Origin of the sequence: Mycetohabitans rhizoxinica HKI 454 (assembly GCF_000198775.1) — a bacterium.
Lineage (GTDB): Bacteria > Pseudomonadota > Gammaproteobacteria > Burkholderiales > Burkholderiaceae > Mycetohabitans > Mycetohabitans rhizoxinica.
This window is the reverse complement of sequence record NC_014722.1, coordinates 1540549-1555234: the sequence shown is the minus strand read 5'-3', so window position 1 is coordinate 1555234 and position 14686 is coordinate 1540549. Positions and strand designations below refer to the sequence as shown.

13 protein-coding genes are annotated in these 14686 nt (G+C 63.1%); 4 read left to right on the top strand and 9 right to left on the bottom strand.

Annotated elements, in window-relative coordinates; genetic code table 11:
• Nucleotide 1 precedes the first annotated feature (1 nt).
• The 7 genes from RBRH_RS07235 to mfd form a co-directional block, all read right to left on the bottom strand.
• On the bottom strand, nucleotides 2–1573 hold the full coding sequence (locus RBRH_RS07235) for a UdgX family uracil-DNA binding protein (protein ID WP_013435456.1): 1572 nt from the start codon (nucleotides 1571–1573) through the stop codon (nucleotides 2–4).
• On the bottom strand, nucleotides 1570–2781 hold the full coding sequence (locus tag RBRH_RS07230; protein WP_013435455.1) for a putative DNA modification/repair radical SAM protein: 1212 nt from the start codon (nucleotides 2779–2781) through the stop codon (nucleotides 1570–1572). The genes RBRH_RS07235 and RBRH_RS07230 overlap by 4 nt, the downstream gene beginning before the upstream one ends.
• 109 nt (nucleotides 2782–2890) lie before the next feature.
• Complete coding sequence (locus tag RBRH_RS17180) at nucleotides 2891–3100, bottom strand: hypervirulence associated TUDOR domain-containing protein (protein WP_013435454.1); 210 nt, start codon at nucleotides 3098–3100, stop codon at nucleotides 2891–2893.
• Between the two features lie 581 nt (nucleotides 3101–3681).
• Nucleotides 3682–3885, bottom strand: a complete 204-nt coding sequence (locus tag RBRH_RS07225) for a DUF1289 domain-containing protein (RefSeq protein ID WP_013435453.1) — start codon at nucleotides 3883–3885, stop codon at nucleotides 3682–3684.
• Between the two features lie 271 nt (nucleotides 3886–4156).
• Nucleotides 4157–5230 carry a pyridoxal-phosphate dependent enzyme gene (locus RBRH_RS07220; RefSeq protein WP_013435452.1) on the bottom strand — a complete coding sequence of 358 codons (1074 nt, stop codon included), beginning with the start codon at nucleotides 5228–5230 and terminating at the stop codon, nucleotides 4157–4159.
• A complete protein-coding gene (gene argE / locus RBRH_RS07215; RefSeq protein ID WP_041753582.1) occupies nucleotides 5217–6470 on the bottom strand; it encodes an acetylornithine deacetylase in 1254 nt (417 codons plus the stop codon). Before argE ends, RBRH_RS07220 begins: the two co-directional genes overlap by 14 nt.
• Nucleotides 6471–6629: 159 nt before the next feature.
• Entirely contained in the window at nucleotides 6630–10127 is a 3498-nt protein-coding gene (gene mfd, locus RBRH_RS07210) for a transcription-repair coupling factor (protein ID WP_013435449.1), read from the bottom strand.
• A gap of 91 nt (nucleotides 10128–10218) precedes the next feature.
• On the opposite strand from mfd, the gene ispD reads away from it, so the two are divergent.
• Both ispD and ispF read left to right on the top strand, forming a co-directional pair.
• Complete coding sequence (ispD, locus tag RBRH_RS07205) at nucleotides 10219–10956, top strand: 2-C-methyl-D-erythritol 4-phosphate cytidylyltransferase (protein WP_013435448.1); 738 nt, start codon at nucleotides 10219–10221, stop codon at nucleotides 10954–10956.
• 76 nt (nucleotides 10957–11032) lie between these two features.
• A complete protein-coding gene (gene ispF / locus RBRH_RS07200) occupies nucleotides 11033–11512 on the top strand; it encodes a 2-C-methyl-D-erythritol 2,4-cyclodiphosphate synthase (RefSeq protein WP_013435447.1) in 480 nt (159 codons plus the stop codon).
• Between the two features lie 124 nt (nucleotides 11513–11636).
• On the opposite strand, the gene RBRH_RS07195 is transcribed toward ispF, so the two are convergent.
• Both RBRH_RS07195 and ompR read right to left on the bottom strand, forming a co-directional pair.
• Nucleotides 11637–13001 carry an ATP-binding protein gene (locus RBRH_RS07195; RefSeq protein WP_013435446.1) on the bottom strand — a complete coding sequence of 455 codons (1365 nt, stop codon included), beginning with the start codon at nucleotides 12999–13001 and terminating at the stop codon, nucleotides 11637–11639.
• Between the two features lie 60 nt (nucleotides 13002–13061).
• Nucleotides 13062–13787 (bottom strand): osmolarity response regulator transcription factor OmpR, encoded by a 726-nt coding sequence (gene ompR / locus RBRH_RS07190; RefSeq protein WP_013435445.1) that lies wholly within the window; start codon nucleotides 13785–13787, stop codon nucleotides 13062–13064.
• A 184-nt stretch (nucleotides 13788–13971) separates the two neighbouring features.
• Between ompR and RBRH_RS07185 the strand changes: the two genes are divergently transcribed.
• Both RBRH_RS07185 and RBRH_RS07180 read left to right on the top strand, forming a co-directional pair.
• A complete protein-coding gene (locus RBRH_RS07185; protein ID WP_041753580.1) occupies nucleotides 13972–14286 on the top strand; it encodes a hypothetical protein in 315 nt (104 codons plus the stop codon).
• An 84-nt stretch (nucleotides 14287–14370) separates the two neighbouring features.
• The gene (locus tag RBRH_RS07180; RefSeq protein WP_013435443.1) at nucleotides 14371–14643 is read left to right on the top strand and encodes a hypothetical protein; all 273 of its coding nucleotides are present in this window, start codon (nucleotides 14371–14373) and stop codon (nucleotides 14641–14643) included.
• Nucleotides 14644–14686: the final 43 nt, after the last annotated feature.

Here is a 14686-nt window from a genome sequence, read left to right as displayed (position 1 = left end):
GCTAGCCTACTCGATAATAAAAAATGCGGCATGTGAGCCGGGCTAATGACGCGTCCTGCATGCCTCGCGCGCATCCCGCGTCAACAGCTGCCGTGGCCAACTGCTGTCCGCACGCGACGGCTTTTCCCATTGCCGCAACGATCTTTTCCCGCGCCGCAGCGTCGTCTACTCGCAGCGCATAGGACGGGTGCCACGTGGCGACCAGCCACGTATCGCCGAGCCGTACAGGAGCGTGCAGGTAGTCCTGCATGTTGACGTTGCGGCGCAGGACCGCCCTCAGCGCCGTGGCACCCAGCGTAACGATGACGGCTGGCCGTACACGCGCCAGTTCGTGCTCTAGCCAATGGGCGCAAGCGTCGATCTCGCGTTGCGCTGGCGTTTTGTGCAAACGCCGCTTGCCGTGCGCAAGCCATTTGAAGTGCTTGACTGCATTGGTCAGGAAAACCGTGTCGCGCGGCACACCGGCGCGGCGCAGCGCCTCGTCCAGCACCTGACCGGCGGGGCCCACGAACGCACGGCCGGCCAAGTCTTCGTAGTCCCCTGGTTGTTCGCCGATCAGCATCATCCGGGCGGTTTCCGGACCGTGGCCCGGCACCGCCTGGGTAGCATTGCGCCACAATTCACAGCGACGGCATTCGTCGAGCGAAGACGGGACCGGCCGTGACGGCCGCGCGCGCTGCGCGTCCACGATGACCGGCTTGCCTGTCATCGCGCGCACTGTGCTAGCCTGCGCCATACGACGCGTGCCACTTCGCGCGTCGGCGATCATCGCCGGTATCAGCGGTCCCTCAGGTAAACTTTTCCAAAAGCGCACCGGCATGTGCTGGTGCAGTGCCGTTTCGTTCAGCCGCGCCGGATTGAAAGTGCTTTTGTAATAGGCGAGCCACAGCGACTCAACTTCGTCGACAGCGGCATCGGCCCGTATTGCCACCGCATCGCCGGATACGGCCGAGAACTGCAGCGTCGCGCCATCCCATAGCGCCGTGCCCTGTGGCGTGCCGATCCACCAGGACGACGTTCCCATGCGGCGTGCAAAGTGCTCTGCGGCGTATGCCAACACGTCATGCTCGGGTTCGTACCAGGCCAGATATTCCGGCATCGCAGCGCCGCCACGTCGATGAAAACGCACGTACGCGATCATGTCGTGCTTGGCACGACGCACGGACCTGGCCATCGCGTGCAGTCGCGCGCCGTCTTCGTCGGCCGCCGATGCCACTGCCCGATCGCCATGCCACCATCGCCACACAACCCGATACAAAAGCGCCCAACGTTGCGGCGAACGATACAGCGCGGCGTCCTGCAGCAGCGAGGCCAACGCGCTCGAGACACTCACGCGCAAGCCAGTGCTGCCGCTGTCCGCGCCGGATTCCCGCGTCTGCTCGTCGCATACGACCGGTGCGGTGGTTGGATAGTCCAGCGGCATTTGTGCCGTGGTGGCGCTTGTTACCGAACCACGTTCGACCCATGTCACGGCCTCTGGTGGCCAACGCGCCGCAAGCGCGCGCAACGCCTGCGAGCGCCAACTGGCGTAGCCGCCATCGACTATCAGCGTGGACGGGCACGCGCCATTCATAGCAACGCCAATTGTACGGGCGCGCGCGACAGGGCGTGCCGCAGCTGTTCCGATGGCATATCGACTCGTGCGGGCCTGTAGTCCTGCGCCACAATAAATGATTTGACTTGATCCATTACGCAACGCAGGCGAATCAAATCGTGATAGCGGATCGCGCGCACGCGACGCAACTGCGCCAGCCGTTTTGCATTGCGTACGCCGATGCCCGGTACGCGTGCGATCAGCCACGGCGGCGCGCGATTCAGATCGACCGGAAACGATTCGCGGTGCGCCAACGCCCAGGCTAGCTTTGGGTTGATGTCCAGTGGCAGATCGCCGTCTTTTTGAAACAGCTCTTCAGCACGAAAACCATAACCGCGCAACAAGAAGTCCGCCTGATACAGTCGATGCTCGCGCAGGAGCGGCGGAGCGTGCGACGGAAGCGCGGACGGGCTGTCCGGGATTGGGCTGAAAGCGGAGTAGTACACGCGCTTCAATTGATAGGCACCGTACAGCGTTTGCGCGGTGCGTAAAATGGTGCGGTCGTCGGCATCATCGGCGCCCACGATCATTTGCGTGCTTTGCCCGGCCGGCGCGTTGAGTGGCGCATGTTTCTCGCTCTGTGCTTGTTCCCGAGCCAGACGGATCGATCCCATGGCGCGCTTAATCGTCGACGCGTTTTTCTCGGGCGCCAGCCGTTGCAGGCCGCGGTCGGTCGGCAGTTCGATGTTAACGCTAAGCCGGTCGGCATATTGGCCAGCTTCCAAGATGAGCCGCGGATCGGCGTCCGGGATTGTCTTCAAATGGATATAACCGCGAAATTGGTGCTCTTCACGCAGCGACCGCGCCACATGAACCAACTGCTCCATCGTGTAATCGGCGCTGCGGATCACGCCGGAACTGAGGAATAGGCCGTCGATGTAATTGCGCCGGTAGAAGTCCATCGTCAGATTGACGACCTCCTGCGGCAAAAAACGCGCGCGCGGGACATTGCTGGAGCGCCGGTTCACGCAATACTGGCAATCGTACTGGCAAAAATTGGTCAGCAAAATCTTCAGCAACGACACGCACCGGCCATCGGGCGTGTAACTATGGCAAATTCCGGCGCCTACGCTGGCACCTAGTCCAACACGCGCTCGTGCATCTCGTTCAGGCGCGCCGCTGCTGGCGCACGATGCATCGTATTTGGCCGCGTCTGCCAAAATTTCTAGCTTCTTCAGCAATTCCATCGCGATGGCAATACTGTATGGATATACAGTATTATACGCCTTTGCGCGTGGGCCGCAACCGAAGCGTCACCATAGAGCGGGGGCCACGCGACACTATCGCCACGGATCGTTAGCCCACTTTCTTTAGCGCATCCGCTTTGTGGATTGCAGTTTTGCCGGTACGTGCGCTTTTGACTTCGTACTGAGGGTCGCGCGCAGATGCCTTAACGACGTGGCGGCCCGCCTTAGCGGTACCTGTCACCTTACGGGTGACGACGCCGTCCGTGCGTCCCCGCGAAGTTTGCCATTGGACTTTGTCGCCTTTGGATAAAGTGGACATACCGATCTCCTGGAAGCGCGGCGGCCGGATTGGCCCCCGATGACCGGTTATCGCGCAACAAGCGTGCCGCCCACGGCGCGTAACCGATTCGATAAATCAGATGCCAGGGCGAGGCGAGGGCTTGTTAACTTTCTTAACGACGATCTTTTGCACCGGCGTTTGCGTAGACGTGACTGCCGGCACTGCACTGGCACGAACTCCGCAATGCCTGTCCGATGCCGACGACATGCTTCGCTTCACGCTTGCCTGATTGAGCGTCTGATTGACGTGGACGAGCATTTTCCCTGGCCCGAAACCGGGCAGCGCACAGCGCGCCGAACGAAGTCACGCCGCCACCGTGTTGTTGGCGTGAAATGGCTTTTGTTTATTAGCTACTACGCCGTAGGGTCACGCCTTGCCTCTCCCTGTTGACCTGTCTTGAACGATGGGGAAGGTCGGTCATTCGCCCCGCGCAAAAAACGACGTTGCCAGCATGAAGCGCTCTGCTCGGGGCAGTTTGGCTAGCGCGTAGGCGATCCACTCCCGGGGCGGCTGCCCAGGGCCCGCAGCGCGCGTTCATAAGTGTTGCGTTGGCCTGCGACTCAATCGGCGGCGCGCGTGAAACGCATCGCGGTTCCATCGCGCGTGATGCGTTTCCAGACCGCGCGCTTTTCATCGTCGGTCATGAACACCCAGTTTGACACCTCCGCCGCCGTCCGGCCGCAGCCTTTGCAGACTTCGTCAAATAACGTGGAGCATACGCCGATGCAAGGGCTGTCCGGCTGCGAGTGAAGGGGGGAACTCATCGATAACGCGTCGAAAATGGGAAGGCGAAAACGCCCATGCTAAACGATCTGTAGTGGCCCGTCCATCGAGCCTGGCCTGTCTATTGAGCCGACCGTGACGGTGCTCGAAGTGCAGCCAAGCCCGCAATCGGCAAGATTGGCGAATCACGAAGGCATCGAACTATCGCGCTGAAACATTCGCCACGCATTTCCTTCAATTGCCACCCGTATTCGAATTGCGTGAAGAATCTGACACGTACCTCGGGATAGGGACGCTTCAGGAAACGGAAAGCTAGCTCGACAGCGTGCGCGCGTAGGTTAGGTGCTGGTACAACGTATCGGGATCGGTGTTGGTGCCGCACAGCAGCACGCCGACGCGCTTGCCTTCGAGCGCATCGCGTAGCGGCCCGAGCAGTGCGGCGAGCGCCGCTGCGCACGCAGGCTCGACAGCCAGTTTCAGTTGCTCAAACAAGCGCAGCATGGCCACGCGCAACTGGTCATCGGAGACGGTAACCATCCGGTCGATGTGCCGGCGGCACAGCTCGTAGCTGTACGCCTCGGTGTGCGGCGCCAACAGCGAATCGGCGGCACTGCGCATCGGGCCCATCTTCACCGGATGGTTTGCCGCGAAGCTCTTGCTCATCGCGTCGGCCCCTTCCGGCTCGACACCATAGACATGAAGGCGCGGGTTCACCAGGCGCAACGCGGTGGCGACACCCGCACCGAGCCCGCCGCCGCCGACCGGTACGATCACCGCGTCCAGTGCTGGCGTCTGCGTGGCCCATTCGTAGCCGAGCGTCGCGGTACCGAGCACGGTGCGATACCCATTGAACGGATGGATGAAGCAGCGCCGCTCGTCCGCCTCGATGCGTCGGACCTTGTCGAACGCCTGCGCGCCATCGTCGGCGAATACCACTTCGGCGCCGTACTGCCGACACAACTCGATGCGCGTTGGGCTGGCCGTCTTGAGCATCACCACCTTAGCGCTGATACCCAGGCGCATCGCGGCGTGCGCGACGGCGGCCGCGTGATTGCCGGCGCTCACGCATGTGACGCCGGCGCTGCGCTGCGCGTCGTTCAGCGCCAGCAGGTTGGAGAACGCGCCGCGCACTTTGAAGGAGCCTGCGGTTTGGAATAACTCGAACTTGAAGTTGACCGTCGTGCCTTCGAGGGACGGAAAATCGCTGCGATCGAAGGTCGGCGTGCGAATCACCCATGGGGCGAGCGCTAGGTGCTGCGCGGCGATATCATCCAGCGTCGGTACGCGTTGGCCATCAACCGACGCGGGCGTTGTCGATAGGTTCGCCGCGGACGCGGGCAACGGCTTCGAAACAGGCGGCGGCACGGCCCAATCAGACATGTGCATGAACCTCGAGACTGGTGATCAGTTTGTGAATGAATGACTCGCTCGCGCCAAGTTGCTCGAGCGAAACAAATTCGTTGGGCTTATGGGCTTGCTCGATATTGCCCGGCCCGCAGACGACGGTCGGGATGCCGGCACGCTGGAACAGGCCGGCCTCGGTGCCGTATGCGACCTTGCGCTTGGCTTGGTCGGCGGTGAGCGCCCGTACCAGTTGCGTGATCGCCGCCTGCTCGCTGGCGTCCAGCCCCGGGGCAGCGGCGATCTCTGAGATCTCGATGGCTGCGTCCGGATGCTCGCGGCGCATCTGCGGCAGCAGCGTATCACGCGCATACGTCTCGATCTGCGCCAGGATGGCCTGCGGATCCATCGTCGGCAGGTTGCGGAATTCGAACTGGAATTCGCAGTGCGCTGGGACCGTGTTGATCGCGTTGCCACCGGTGATTGTACTGGTCTGTGCGGTCGTAAATGGCACGTCGTAGAGCGTGTCGAACGGCCCGTGTGAGCGGTAGCGCTGCGCGACGTCGCGTATGTGGCAAATCAGCCGCGCCGCATATTCGATTGCATTGAGCCCCTGTGGCGTCAGCGATGAGTGGGCCGCGTGCCCGCGCACGCAGCAGCGGTAGGCATTGATTCCCTTGTGGGCGACGATCGGGCGCATGCTGGTCGGCTCACCAACAATGCAGCCTTCGGGCCGCAGGCCGCGCTTTTGCAGATCCGAGAGCAGCAGGGGGGCGCCGGCGCAACCCACTTCCTCGTCGAACGACAGCGCGAAATGAATCGGCTTGGCGAGCTTCGCCGACTGCATCTGCGGCAGCAAAGCGAGCGCGGTGCCAATGAACCCCTTCATATCGCAGCTGCCGCGCCCGTAGAGCTTACCGTCGTCGATGCGGGCAACGAACGGATCGCTGTCCCATTGCTGTCCCTCAACCGGCACCACGTCGGTGTGGCCGGACAGCACGATGCCGCCGTGTGTAGTGCCGTCATGGGCCGGTACAGTGGCGAACAGGTTAGCCCATTGGCCCGTTTCGTCGTACGTCAGCGTCGCGTCAAGACCGGCTGAGCGCAGGTAGTCGCGTACTGTTTCAATCAATCCGAGGTTGGGCAGGCGGCTTGTGGTATCGAAGCTAATCAGCTTCTCAGTCCACGCAATGGCGGTGGCACTGGCGGGCAGATCGGGCGAGGGTGGAGTACCCGGCAGCGCGGCCGATGAACCGGCCGACGCCGATGTCGCGGATGCAGACATAGTGTGGCTCCCATTGATCACGAGTCGATCATACCCAAAAACGAATCCGTTCCAAAGCGGCGAGGCATCAATTCCGTTAGCGCCGTGCGCACGGAGTTTGACTCAAGCGTTGACTCAGGCGGTTGTGCGCCGTGCATGAGCGGCACAGCGTGGCGCCGCTCATGCGTTGGTCCGCTGCTTGCCCGGTGCGCCTAACGCCCGCAGCGTTTCCTTAACCGTCGCGATCCGGCTCGCCAGGTCAGGACTGTGCAACTCGATCCGCAACTTGTCTTGCCCCGCCAGCTTAATGTGCCGGTGCTTTTGCACCATTTCGATGATGCGCATCGCGTCGATCGGTGGATTCGGGACGAATTGCAGCCCAATCGCGCTTTCCGCCGCGTCGATCTTGATAATGCCTAGCGGCTTGGCGGCCAGCCGCAGTCGATGCGTTTCAATCAGCGCCTGCGCCTGTACCGGCAGCTTGCCGAAGCGGTCGATCAGCTCTTCATGGATGCCGTCGATGGCCTCGCCTGCTTCGCAATTAGCCAGGCGCTTGTACAGTGACAGGCGCTCCTGCACGTCGCTGCAATAATCGGCCGGCAGGATTGCCGGCATATGTAGGTTGATCTCGGTGGTGGCGGCCAGCGGCGCGTTCAAGTCCGGCTCGCGGCCATCCTTTAACGCGCGCACGGCGTCATTGAGCATATCGGTATAGAGTTGGAAGCCAATTTCCTGGATGTCGCCTGACTGCTTCTCGCCCAGCACCTCCCCGGTGCCGCGGATCTCCAGATCATGCATCGCGAGATAAAAGCCGGCCCCCAGCTCCTCCATTTGCTGAATCGCCTCGAGGCGGCGCTGCGCCTGCCGGCTCAGCGACTGCGGGTCGTTGACCAGCAAGTAGGCGTACGCTTGGTGATGGGAGCGACCGACACGGCCCCGCAACTGGTGCAGCTGGGCCAGGCCAAATTTATCGGCGCGATGAATGAGGATCGTGTTGGCGCTCGGCACGTCGATCCCGGTTTCAATGATTGTCGTGCACAGCAGCACGTTGGCCCGTTGCGCGACGAAGTCGCGCATCACGCGTTCGAGATCGCGCTCGTGCATCTGGCCGTGCGCCACCGCGATGCGGGCTTCGGGCACCAGCGCTTCGAGCGCCGCGCGGCGGCTGTCGATCGACTCGACCTCGTTATGCAGAAAGTAAACCTGGCCACCGCGCTTAAGCTCGCGCAACATCGCCTCGCGGATCACGCTGTCTTCCTCGCGCCGCACAAAGGTCTTGATCGCCAGGCGCTTTTGCGGTGCAGTGGCGATCACCGAGAAGTCCCGCAACCCTTCCAGCGCCATGCCCAGCGTGCGAGGGATCGGCGTAGCGGTCAATGTCAGCACGTCCACTTCCGCGCGCAGCGCCTTGAGGGCTTCTTTTTGCCGCACGCCGAAGCGGTGCTCCTCGTCGATAATCACGAGCCCCAGGCGCTTGAAGCGCACATCAGCGGACAGCAGCTTGTGGGTGCCGATCACAATGTCGACATTGCCGTCGTTGATCGCCTGGATCGCGGCATTGACCTCCTTGGTGGACTTGAAGCGCGATAACTCGGCGATGCGCACCGGCCAGTCGGCAAAACGGTCAGTGAAGGTCTGCACGTGCTGCTCGGCCAGCAGCGTCGTCGGCGACAACAACGCCACCTGCTTGCCGCCGAGCACCGCGATGAAGGCTGCGCGCAGCGCCACTTCGGTCTTGCCGAACCCGACGTCGCCGCACACCAGCCGGTCCATTGGCTTGCCACTGGTCATATCGCCGATCACCGCGGCGATGGCGGCGGCCTGGTCCGGCGTCTCGTCGAAACCAAAGCTTTCTGCAAAGCGCACGTAGTCGCGCGGGTCCAGCGCGAACGCATGGCCCTGGCGCGCTGCGCGGCGCGCATATAGGTTCAGCAGCTCTGCTGCGGTATCGCGGATCTGCTGGGCGGCGCGCCGCTTGGCTTTTTCCCATTGGCCCGAGCCGAGCGCGTGCAGCGGTGCGCTGTCCGGATCGGCGCCGCCGTAGCGAGAGATCACGTGCAACTGCGACACCGGCACGTACAGCTTGCTGTCGCCCTGATACGCCAAGTGCAGGAACTCGGTGTCGCCTTCGCCTAAGTCCATCGTCACCAGGCCCATGTACCGTCCGACACCGTGCTGGCTGTGAACGACAGGGTCGCCGACCTTCAGCTCAGACAGATCGCGCACCATCGAATCGACGTCGCTGGCCTGTTCCTGGCGTCTCCGGCTGGCACGGCGTGCAAGCGGCCCGTACAGCTCGGTTTCGGTGACCAGCGCAATATGCTCGGCCGGTAGCACGAAGCCGGATGCAACGGGCGCGACGGCTAACCCAAACGGCGCGTCGCCTTGTACGAACGCGTCGAACGAATCGAACAGCGACGCTCGCAGATGGTGATCGACGAGCAATTGAGAGAGGGTCTCGCGGCGTCCGGCTGACTCCGCGACGAGCAGAACCCGATGGCCTGCCGTGCCGAGATAGCGGCGCAGTGCGTCAACTGGATCCTGCGCGTGCCGGTCGATTGCCAGCGAGGGCAGCGGCATCGACCAGCGCTGGGCGTCGTCCGAGGATTTCGTGCCGAGCGAGAGCCGCGCAAACGGCTTGGCCAATGTGAAGAAGTCCTGCTCGGATAGGAACAGTCGCGCAGGCGCTAGAATCGGACGCTCGCGCTCATGCGACAGAAACGCGTGCCGTTGCTTTGTCTCGGCGCTGAACTGCCGGATCGACGCCTCGATATCGCCGACTAGTACCAAATGTGTGTGCTCGGGCAGATAGTGGAACAGCGTCGCGGTGTCCTCGAAGAACAGTGGCAGGTAGTATTCGATACCCGCCGACGGCACGCCATTGCCGATGTCCTTATAGATCGGCGCGCGTGACGGATCGCCTTCGAATTCGGCGCGCCATCGACTGCGAAACGCCGTGCGCGCAGCCTCGTCGAACGGGAACTCGCGTCCCGGCAGCAGGCGTACGTCGTGCACCGGGTAAAGACTGCGCTGCGTATCGGGATCGAACGCGCGAATCGAATCAATCTGGTCGTCGAACAGGTCGATCCGGTACGGCAGCGACGAGCCCATTGGGAACAAATCGATCAGCGAGCCGCGCACGCAGTATTCGCCCGGACGCACGACCTGGCTCACGTGCTCGTAGCCGGCCAGCGTGAGCCGTGACTTGAGCTTGGCTTCGTCCAGCCGCTGGCCTTGCTTGAATTCGAAGGTGTACGCGGCCATGAACGTGGCCGGCGGCATCCGATACAATGCGGTCGTGGCCGGCACGACCAGGATGTCGCAGCGGCCTTCGCCCAGGTCGTGCAGCGTGGCGAGACGCTCCGACACCAGGTCCTGATGCGGCGAGAAGGTATCGTACGGTAGGGTTTCCCAGTCGGGTAGAAGCCGCACGCGCACGTCGGGCGCGAAGCAGCCGATTTCCTGCTGCAGGCGCTGCGCATCGACCGCGCTTGCGCAGATCAGCGCAAGCATCGGCATGCGGTCGCGATACGCTAAATGGTAGCGCGCAATCGCCAGCGCATCGGCGGATCCTGAGGCGCCATCGAATGCATAGCGCTGGCCCTCCTTGATGAATGGAACGGGGCAGGCGAACGGGGCGGGCGGTGAATCGGGCAGGGTAGCGGAATAATCGGGCATGAGCAGGCAATGAGGGCTGCGGGCGGCAACTTTAATCGTCTATTATAAAATCCGTCTTACATTTTGACTTTGCACGGATTGTGCGACTTTCGTGACCTCCCGCCTGTTTGCCCTGATTCCCTGCGCCGGCACCGGCTCGCGCGCGGGCTCGCCAATCCCGAAGCAGTACCGGACGATTGCCGGCCGCAACCTGTTGTACTACTCGTTGGCGGCTTTCGATGCATGCTCGGAGTTTACCCAAACCCTAGTGGTGCTCGCACCCGACGACGGCTATTTCGATCCACGGCGCTTGGGCGCGTTGCGCTACGCGGTCAAGCGCTGCGGCGGCGAAAGCCGGCATGCATCGGTGTACAACGGGCTGCTCGCGCTGGCCGAATTCGGCGCGCGCGACGATGACTGGGTTCTGGTTCATGACGCAGCGCGACCGGGCATCACGCCGGAGTTGATCCGCGCGCTGGTGGCCGCCGTGCGGGACGACCCGGTGGGCGGCATCATGGCGATGCCGGTGGCTGACACGCTCAAGCGGGTCAATCCGTCGCAGTGTCCTGCGGGCAGCAACGGCCCGGCAACGCCGCGTATCGGCGCGACCGAGCCGCGCGACAACCTGTGGCAGGCGCAAACGCCGCAAATGTTTCGTATCGGCCCGCTGCGCGAGGCGCTCGTGCAGGCACAGGCGCGTGGCCATGCGGTGACCGACGAGGCTTCCGCGCTCGAATCGCTCGGCTACGCGCCCCGGGTCGTGCAGGGCAGCTTGCGCAACTTCAAGGTGACGTATCCGGACGATTTTGCGTTGGCCGAAGCGTTCCTCATGCAGGATGCGGCGCGCTGAGCACTGCCACGCCTGCGCGCCCCGCGCTCCGCTTGCCGCAGCGCTCAGTCCACTCAACCCAGCAGGAGAATGACGAATGAATTTACGAATTGGCCAGGGCTACGACGTGCATGCGCTCGTGCCGGGGCGGCCGCTGGTGCTCGGTGGCGTGATGGTGCCCTATGAACGCGGGCTGCTCGGCCATTCGGACGCCGATGCGCTGCTGCACGCGATCACCGATGCGCTGCTCGGCGCTGCGGCGCTGGGCGATATCGGCCGTCATTTCCCCGATACCGATGCGCACTTTGCCGGCGCCGACAGCCGCGTGCTGCTGCGCGAGGCGGCGCGGCGAGTGGCGCAGGCGGGCTATCGCATCGTCAACGTGGACAGCACGGTGATCGCGCAGCAACCCAAGCTGGGCAAACACATTCCGGCGATGTGCGAGAACATTGCGGCGGATCTTGGCCTGGATGGCAACGCGGTCAACGTCAAGGCGAAGACCAACGAAAAGCTGGGCTATCTTGGCCGCGGCGAGGCCATTGAGGCACAGGCCGTGGTGCTACTCGCCAGCCATTGAGGCGCCGCGGCTGCGGCAGCAGCGCGGCGTCGGGCGCTGCCGCGCGCCGGCATTCGCCCGCAGGTGCAATGGGGCTATGCCTCGGCGCTGCGCCGAGGGCGGCCCTCATGCGCCGAGGCGCGTATCAGACCGGTTCCGGACGGCCATTGCGGCTGAGCGGAAAATCGATCGTGACCTCTAGCCCCGGACCGGGCACGCGGTTGCGCAGCCGCAGTGAACCACGGTAGCGGCTGACGAGTCGCTGCACGATTGCCATGCCCAGCCCGGTGCCATCTGCCTGGCTGCGGGCCGTGTCGACGCGGTAGAACGGACGGGTCACCAGACTGAGTTGGTCATCTGGGATGCCCGGGCCCTCGTCCAACACCGACAACTCGACGCGGGCATGCACAAGCTGCGTCTCTATCGTGATGTGCGGGATGTCATCATTCGCACTGCGCCCGTACTTGCGTGCGTTTTCGATCAAGTTGCCGACTACGCGGCGCAGATCCGTCGCGTCCGCATCGACCATCGCGCCTTGCGATAGCCGCGTGGTGATGCGTACGCCGTCTTCCGACGCCATGCGCGCGACCGCTTCGCTGGCGATCACGGATAGATCGACGCGCTCTGGTGCACGCTGCACCGGACGCGCATAGTCGAGGAAACGACCGATGATTCTGTCCATCTGCTCGATATCATCAATCATCGCGACTTTCGTCGTATCGTCTGACGGGCTCATTTCGGTTTCGAGCCGCAGGCGGGCCAGCGGCGTGCGCAAATCGTGCGAGATGCCGGCAAGCATCAGCGCGCGGTCTGCCTCGAGTTGCTGCAAATCGCGAACCATCTGGTTAAAGCTGCGGTTTGTCTCTGCTGCGACACCGAGCCCACGCTCGGGCAGCGGCTCCGGCGTCTGCCCCTGGCCGACCCGGCTCGCCGCCATCGCCAGGCGCGAGAACGGCCGATTTACTAGGCTTGTGATGAATGCCGCCCCGAACAGCGATAGTGCCAGCGCAAACGTGCCCCAGCCGAACCATTGTAGACCGGTGACGTTGTCGAGCTGTTCCCGATCCAGCGCGACCCAGTAGTCGTCGTCATCGATTTTGAAGCTGATCCACACGCCCGGTATGTCATTGACCGACTGGGCGATGATGGTGTCCTCGCCGAGCCGTGCGCGAATATTCTTCTCGATCAGCCGCGTCAATGATTCGTCCGGCTGCAGCGTGTACTTGTCGGTGGCCTCACGCGGGTAAACCCGCACGCCCTCGTTGCTTTCCAGGTCCTGCAGCAGCGCACGACGCAGATCCGGGTCGGAGTACAGCAGCGCAGTGCGCGTGAGCTTAACGATCGCCACCAGTTGCATCGCGACGCGCTCGGCACGCGGTTCGCGCTCGATCACCCGGAAGCTCTGGAACCATGCGGCCAGGCTCACTGCGATCAACAGGGCAATCAGCAAGAAGGTGCGCCAGAATAAGCCGCCGAACGCGAGCGTCAGTAACCGGCGGTCGATGCGCATCGTAGGAGAGCGTTAGTGAAGCAATCTATCAAGCCGGCGCGTGTATCGCGCGGTGCGTGCTTAGGCGGCGCCATCGGGAATAAACACGTAGCCTAGGCCCCACACGGTCTGGATGAAGCGCGGGCTGCCCGGATCGGGCTCGATCAGCTTACGCAGCCGCGAGATCTGCACATCGAGGCTGCGGTCGAACACCTCGTATTCACGCCCGCGCGCTAGCTCCATCAGCTTTTCTCGCGACAGCGGCTGGCGAGGCTGGCGCGCAAACACCTTCAGCACCGAAAACTCGCCGGTGGTCAGCGGGATCTCCTGGCCGTTCTTGGTCAACGTGCGGGTGGCCAGGTTCAACGCGAACTCGCCGAACTCGAACACTTCCGCCGTCTCCGATGGCGCGCCGGGCAACTCCGATGGCGCTTGGCGACGCAATACTGCATGAATGCGCGCAACAAGCTCGCGAGGGTTGAACGGTTTCGGGAGATAATCGTCTGCACCCATCTCGAGGCCAACGATGCGATCCACATCCTCTCCCTTTGCCGTGAGCATGATGATCGGCGTGCGGTCGTTGCTGCCGCGCAAGCGGCGGCAGATCGATAGGCCGTCCTCGCCAGGCAGCATTAGGTCGAGCACGAGCAGGTCGAAGCGCTCGCGCACCCACAGCTTGTTCATTGAAGGTGCGTTTTCCGCCACGTATACATTGAAACCCTGTTCGCCTAGATAGCGACGCAACAGGTCGCGCAAACGGGGATCGTCATCGACCACGAGGATTTTAGATGGGCTTTTGGTTTCCATGGCGGAATCTTAGCGCGTTAGGGCCGGACATGAGTTGGGCTTCATTATAGGGTTACATAAGGTTACAGAATTTACCCATGCCGGCGTATGTGGTAAACCGGCCACGCGTAGACTTCGTTATAAGCAAGGGTCTTATGGTCGCAACGAAGAGCAAAATATTGTCGCAAGCAACGAAGGGAACGACATGACGAGGTGGGTGCGATACGTGAGGGCAGGTGCGCTCGGGCTTGCCCTGGGCGGCGCCGTCACCGGCACGATCGTCTACACGAGCCCGGCGTTTGCGCAAGATAACCGCGAGCGGCCTTCATCCCCCAAGGGGCGACACCGGTACACGCCGCCCAAGCCGGCCCAGCCGCCCGCCAGCGAGGCGGCGAATCGCTCCGCCGTGCCTGCCGAGTTCGACCAGCAGCGCAGACGCGATGGGCGCATGACACCGGAGGAGCGGCAACTGCTGCGCCAGCATATCGAAGATGCCGTGCGCGAACTGTACAAGCGATAAGCTTGGCTGCCGCGCGATCATTGACGCCGCGGCGCTGACGGATCTCCATCAAGGGTTTTGAACGCCAGCCAACCTTGCTAGATCGTGCACCGGAGACAATTTCTTATCAGTGGCGCCGCGCTGGGCGCACTCGGCTCGCCGTTGCTTACGGCGTGGGCCCGCCATGCGACGGTTGCCGCACGCATGGCGGGCCCCGAGGTGCCGGTCTATCGGATGACGTTGATCCTGATCGAGCTCAATGGTGGCAATGATGCGTTGAACACGGTTATTCCGTATGAGGATCCGCGTTATCGGCAGCTGAGGCCGACGATCGGGATCGCGCGCAAGGCGGATTCCATGGTGTCGCGCCGCAACTGAACCAGCTCGATGGTGACGGCCATCTGCCCTTCGGTATCGATTT

Excerpts from the sequence above, each read along its gene's own strand:
- RBRH_RS07235 (WP_013435456.1), bottom strand. The coding sequence starts at position 1,573 with ATGAATGGCGCGTGCCCGTCCACGCTGATAGTCGATGGCGGCTACGCC.
- RBRH_RS07230 (WP_013435455.1), bottom strand. The coding sequence starts at position 2,781 with ATGGAATTGCTGAAGAAGCTAGAAATTTTGGCAGACGCGGCCAAATAC.
- RBRH_RS17180 (WP_013435454.1), bottom strand. The coding sequence starts at position 3,100 with ATGTCCACTTTATCCAAAGGCGACAAAGTCCAATGGCAAACTTCGCGG.
- RBRH_RS07225 (WP_013435453.1), bottom strand. The coding sequence starts at position 3,885 with ATGAGTTCCCCCCTTCACTCGCAGCCGGACAGCCCTTGCATCGGCGTA.
- RBRH_RS07220 (WP_013435452.1), bottom strand. The coding sequence starts at position 5,230 with ATGCACATGTCTGATTGGGCCGTGCCGCCGCCTGTTTCGAAGCCGTTG.
- argE (WP_041753582.1), bottom strand. The coding sequence starts at position 6,470 with ATGTCTGCATCCGCGACATCGGCGTCGGCCGGTTCATCGGCCGCGCTG.
- mfd (WP_013435449.1), bottom strand. The coding sequence starts at position 10,127 with ATGCCCGATTATTCCGCTACCCTGCCCGATTCACCGCCCGCCCCGTTC.
- ispF (WP_013435447.1), top strand. The coding sequence starts at position 11,033 with ATGAATTTACGAATTGGCCAGGGCTACGACGTGCATGCGCTCGTGCCG.
- RBRH_RS07195 (WP_013435446.1), bottom strand. The coding sequence starts at position 13,001 with ATGCGCATCGACCGCCGGTTACTGACGCTCGCGTTCGGCGGCTTATTC.
- ompR (WP_013435445.1), bottom strand. The coding sequence starts at position 13,787 with ATGGAAACCAAAAGCCCATCTAAAATCCTCGTGGTCGATGACGATCCC.
- RBRH_RS07185 (WP_041753580.1), top strand. The coding sequence starts at position 13,972 with ATGACGAGGTGGGTGCGATACGTGAGGGCAGGTGCGCTCGGGCTTGCC.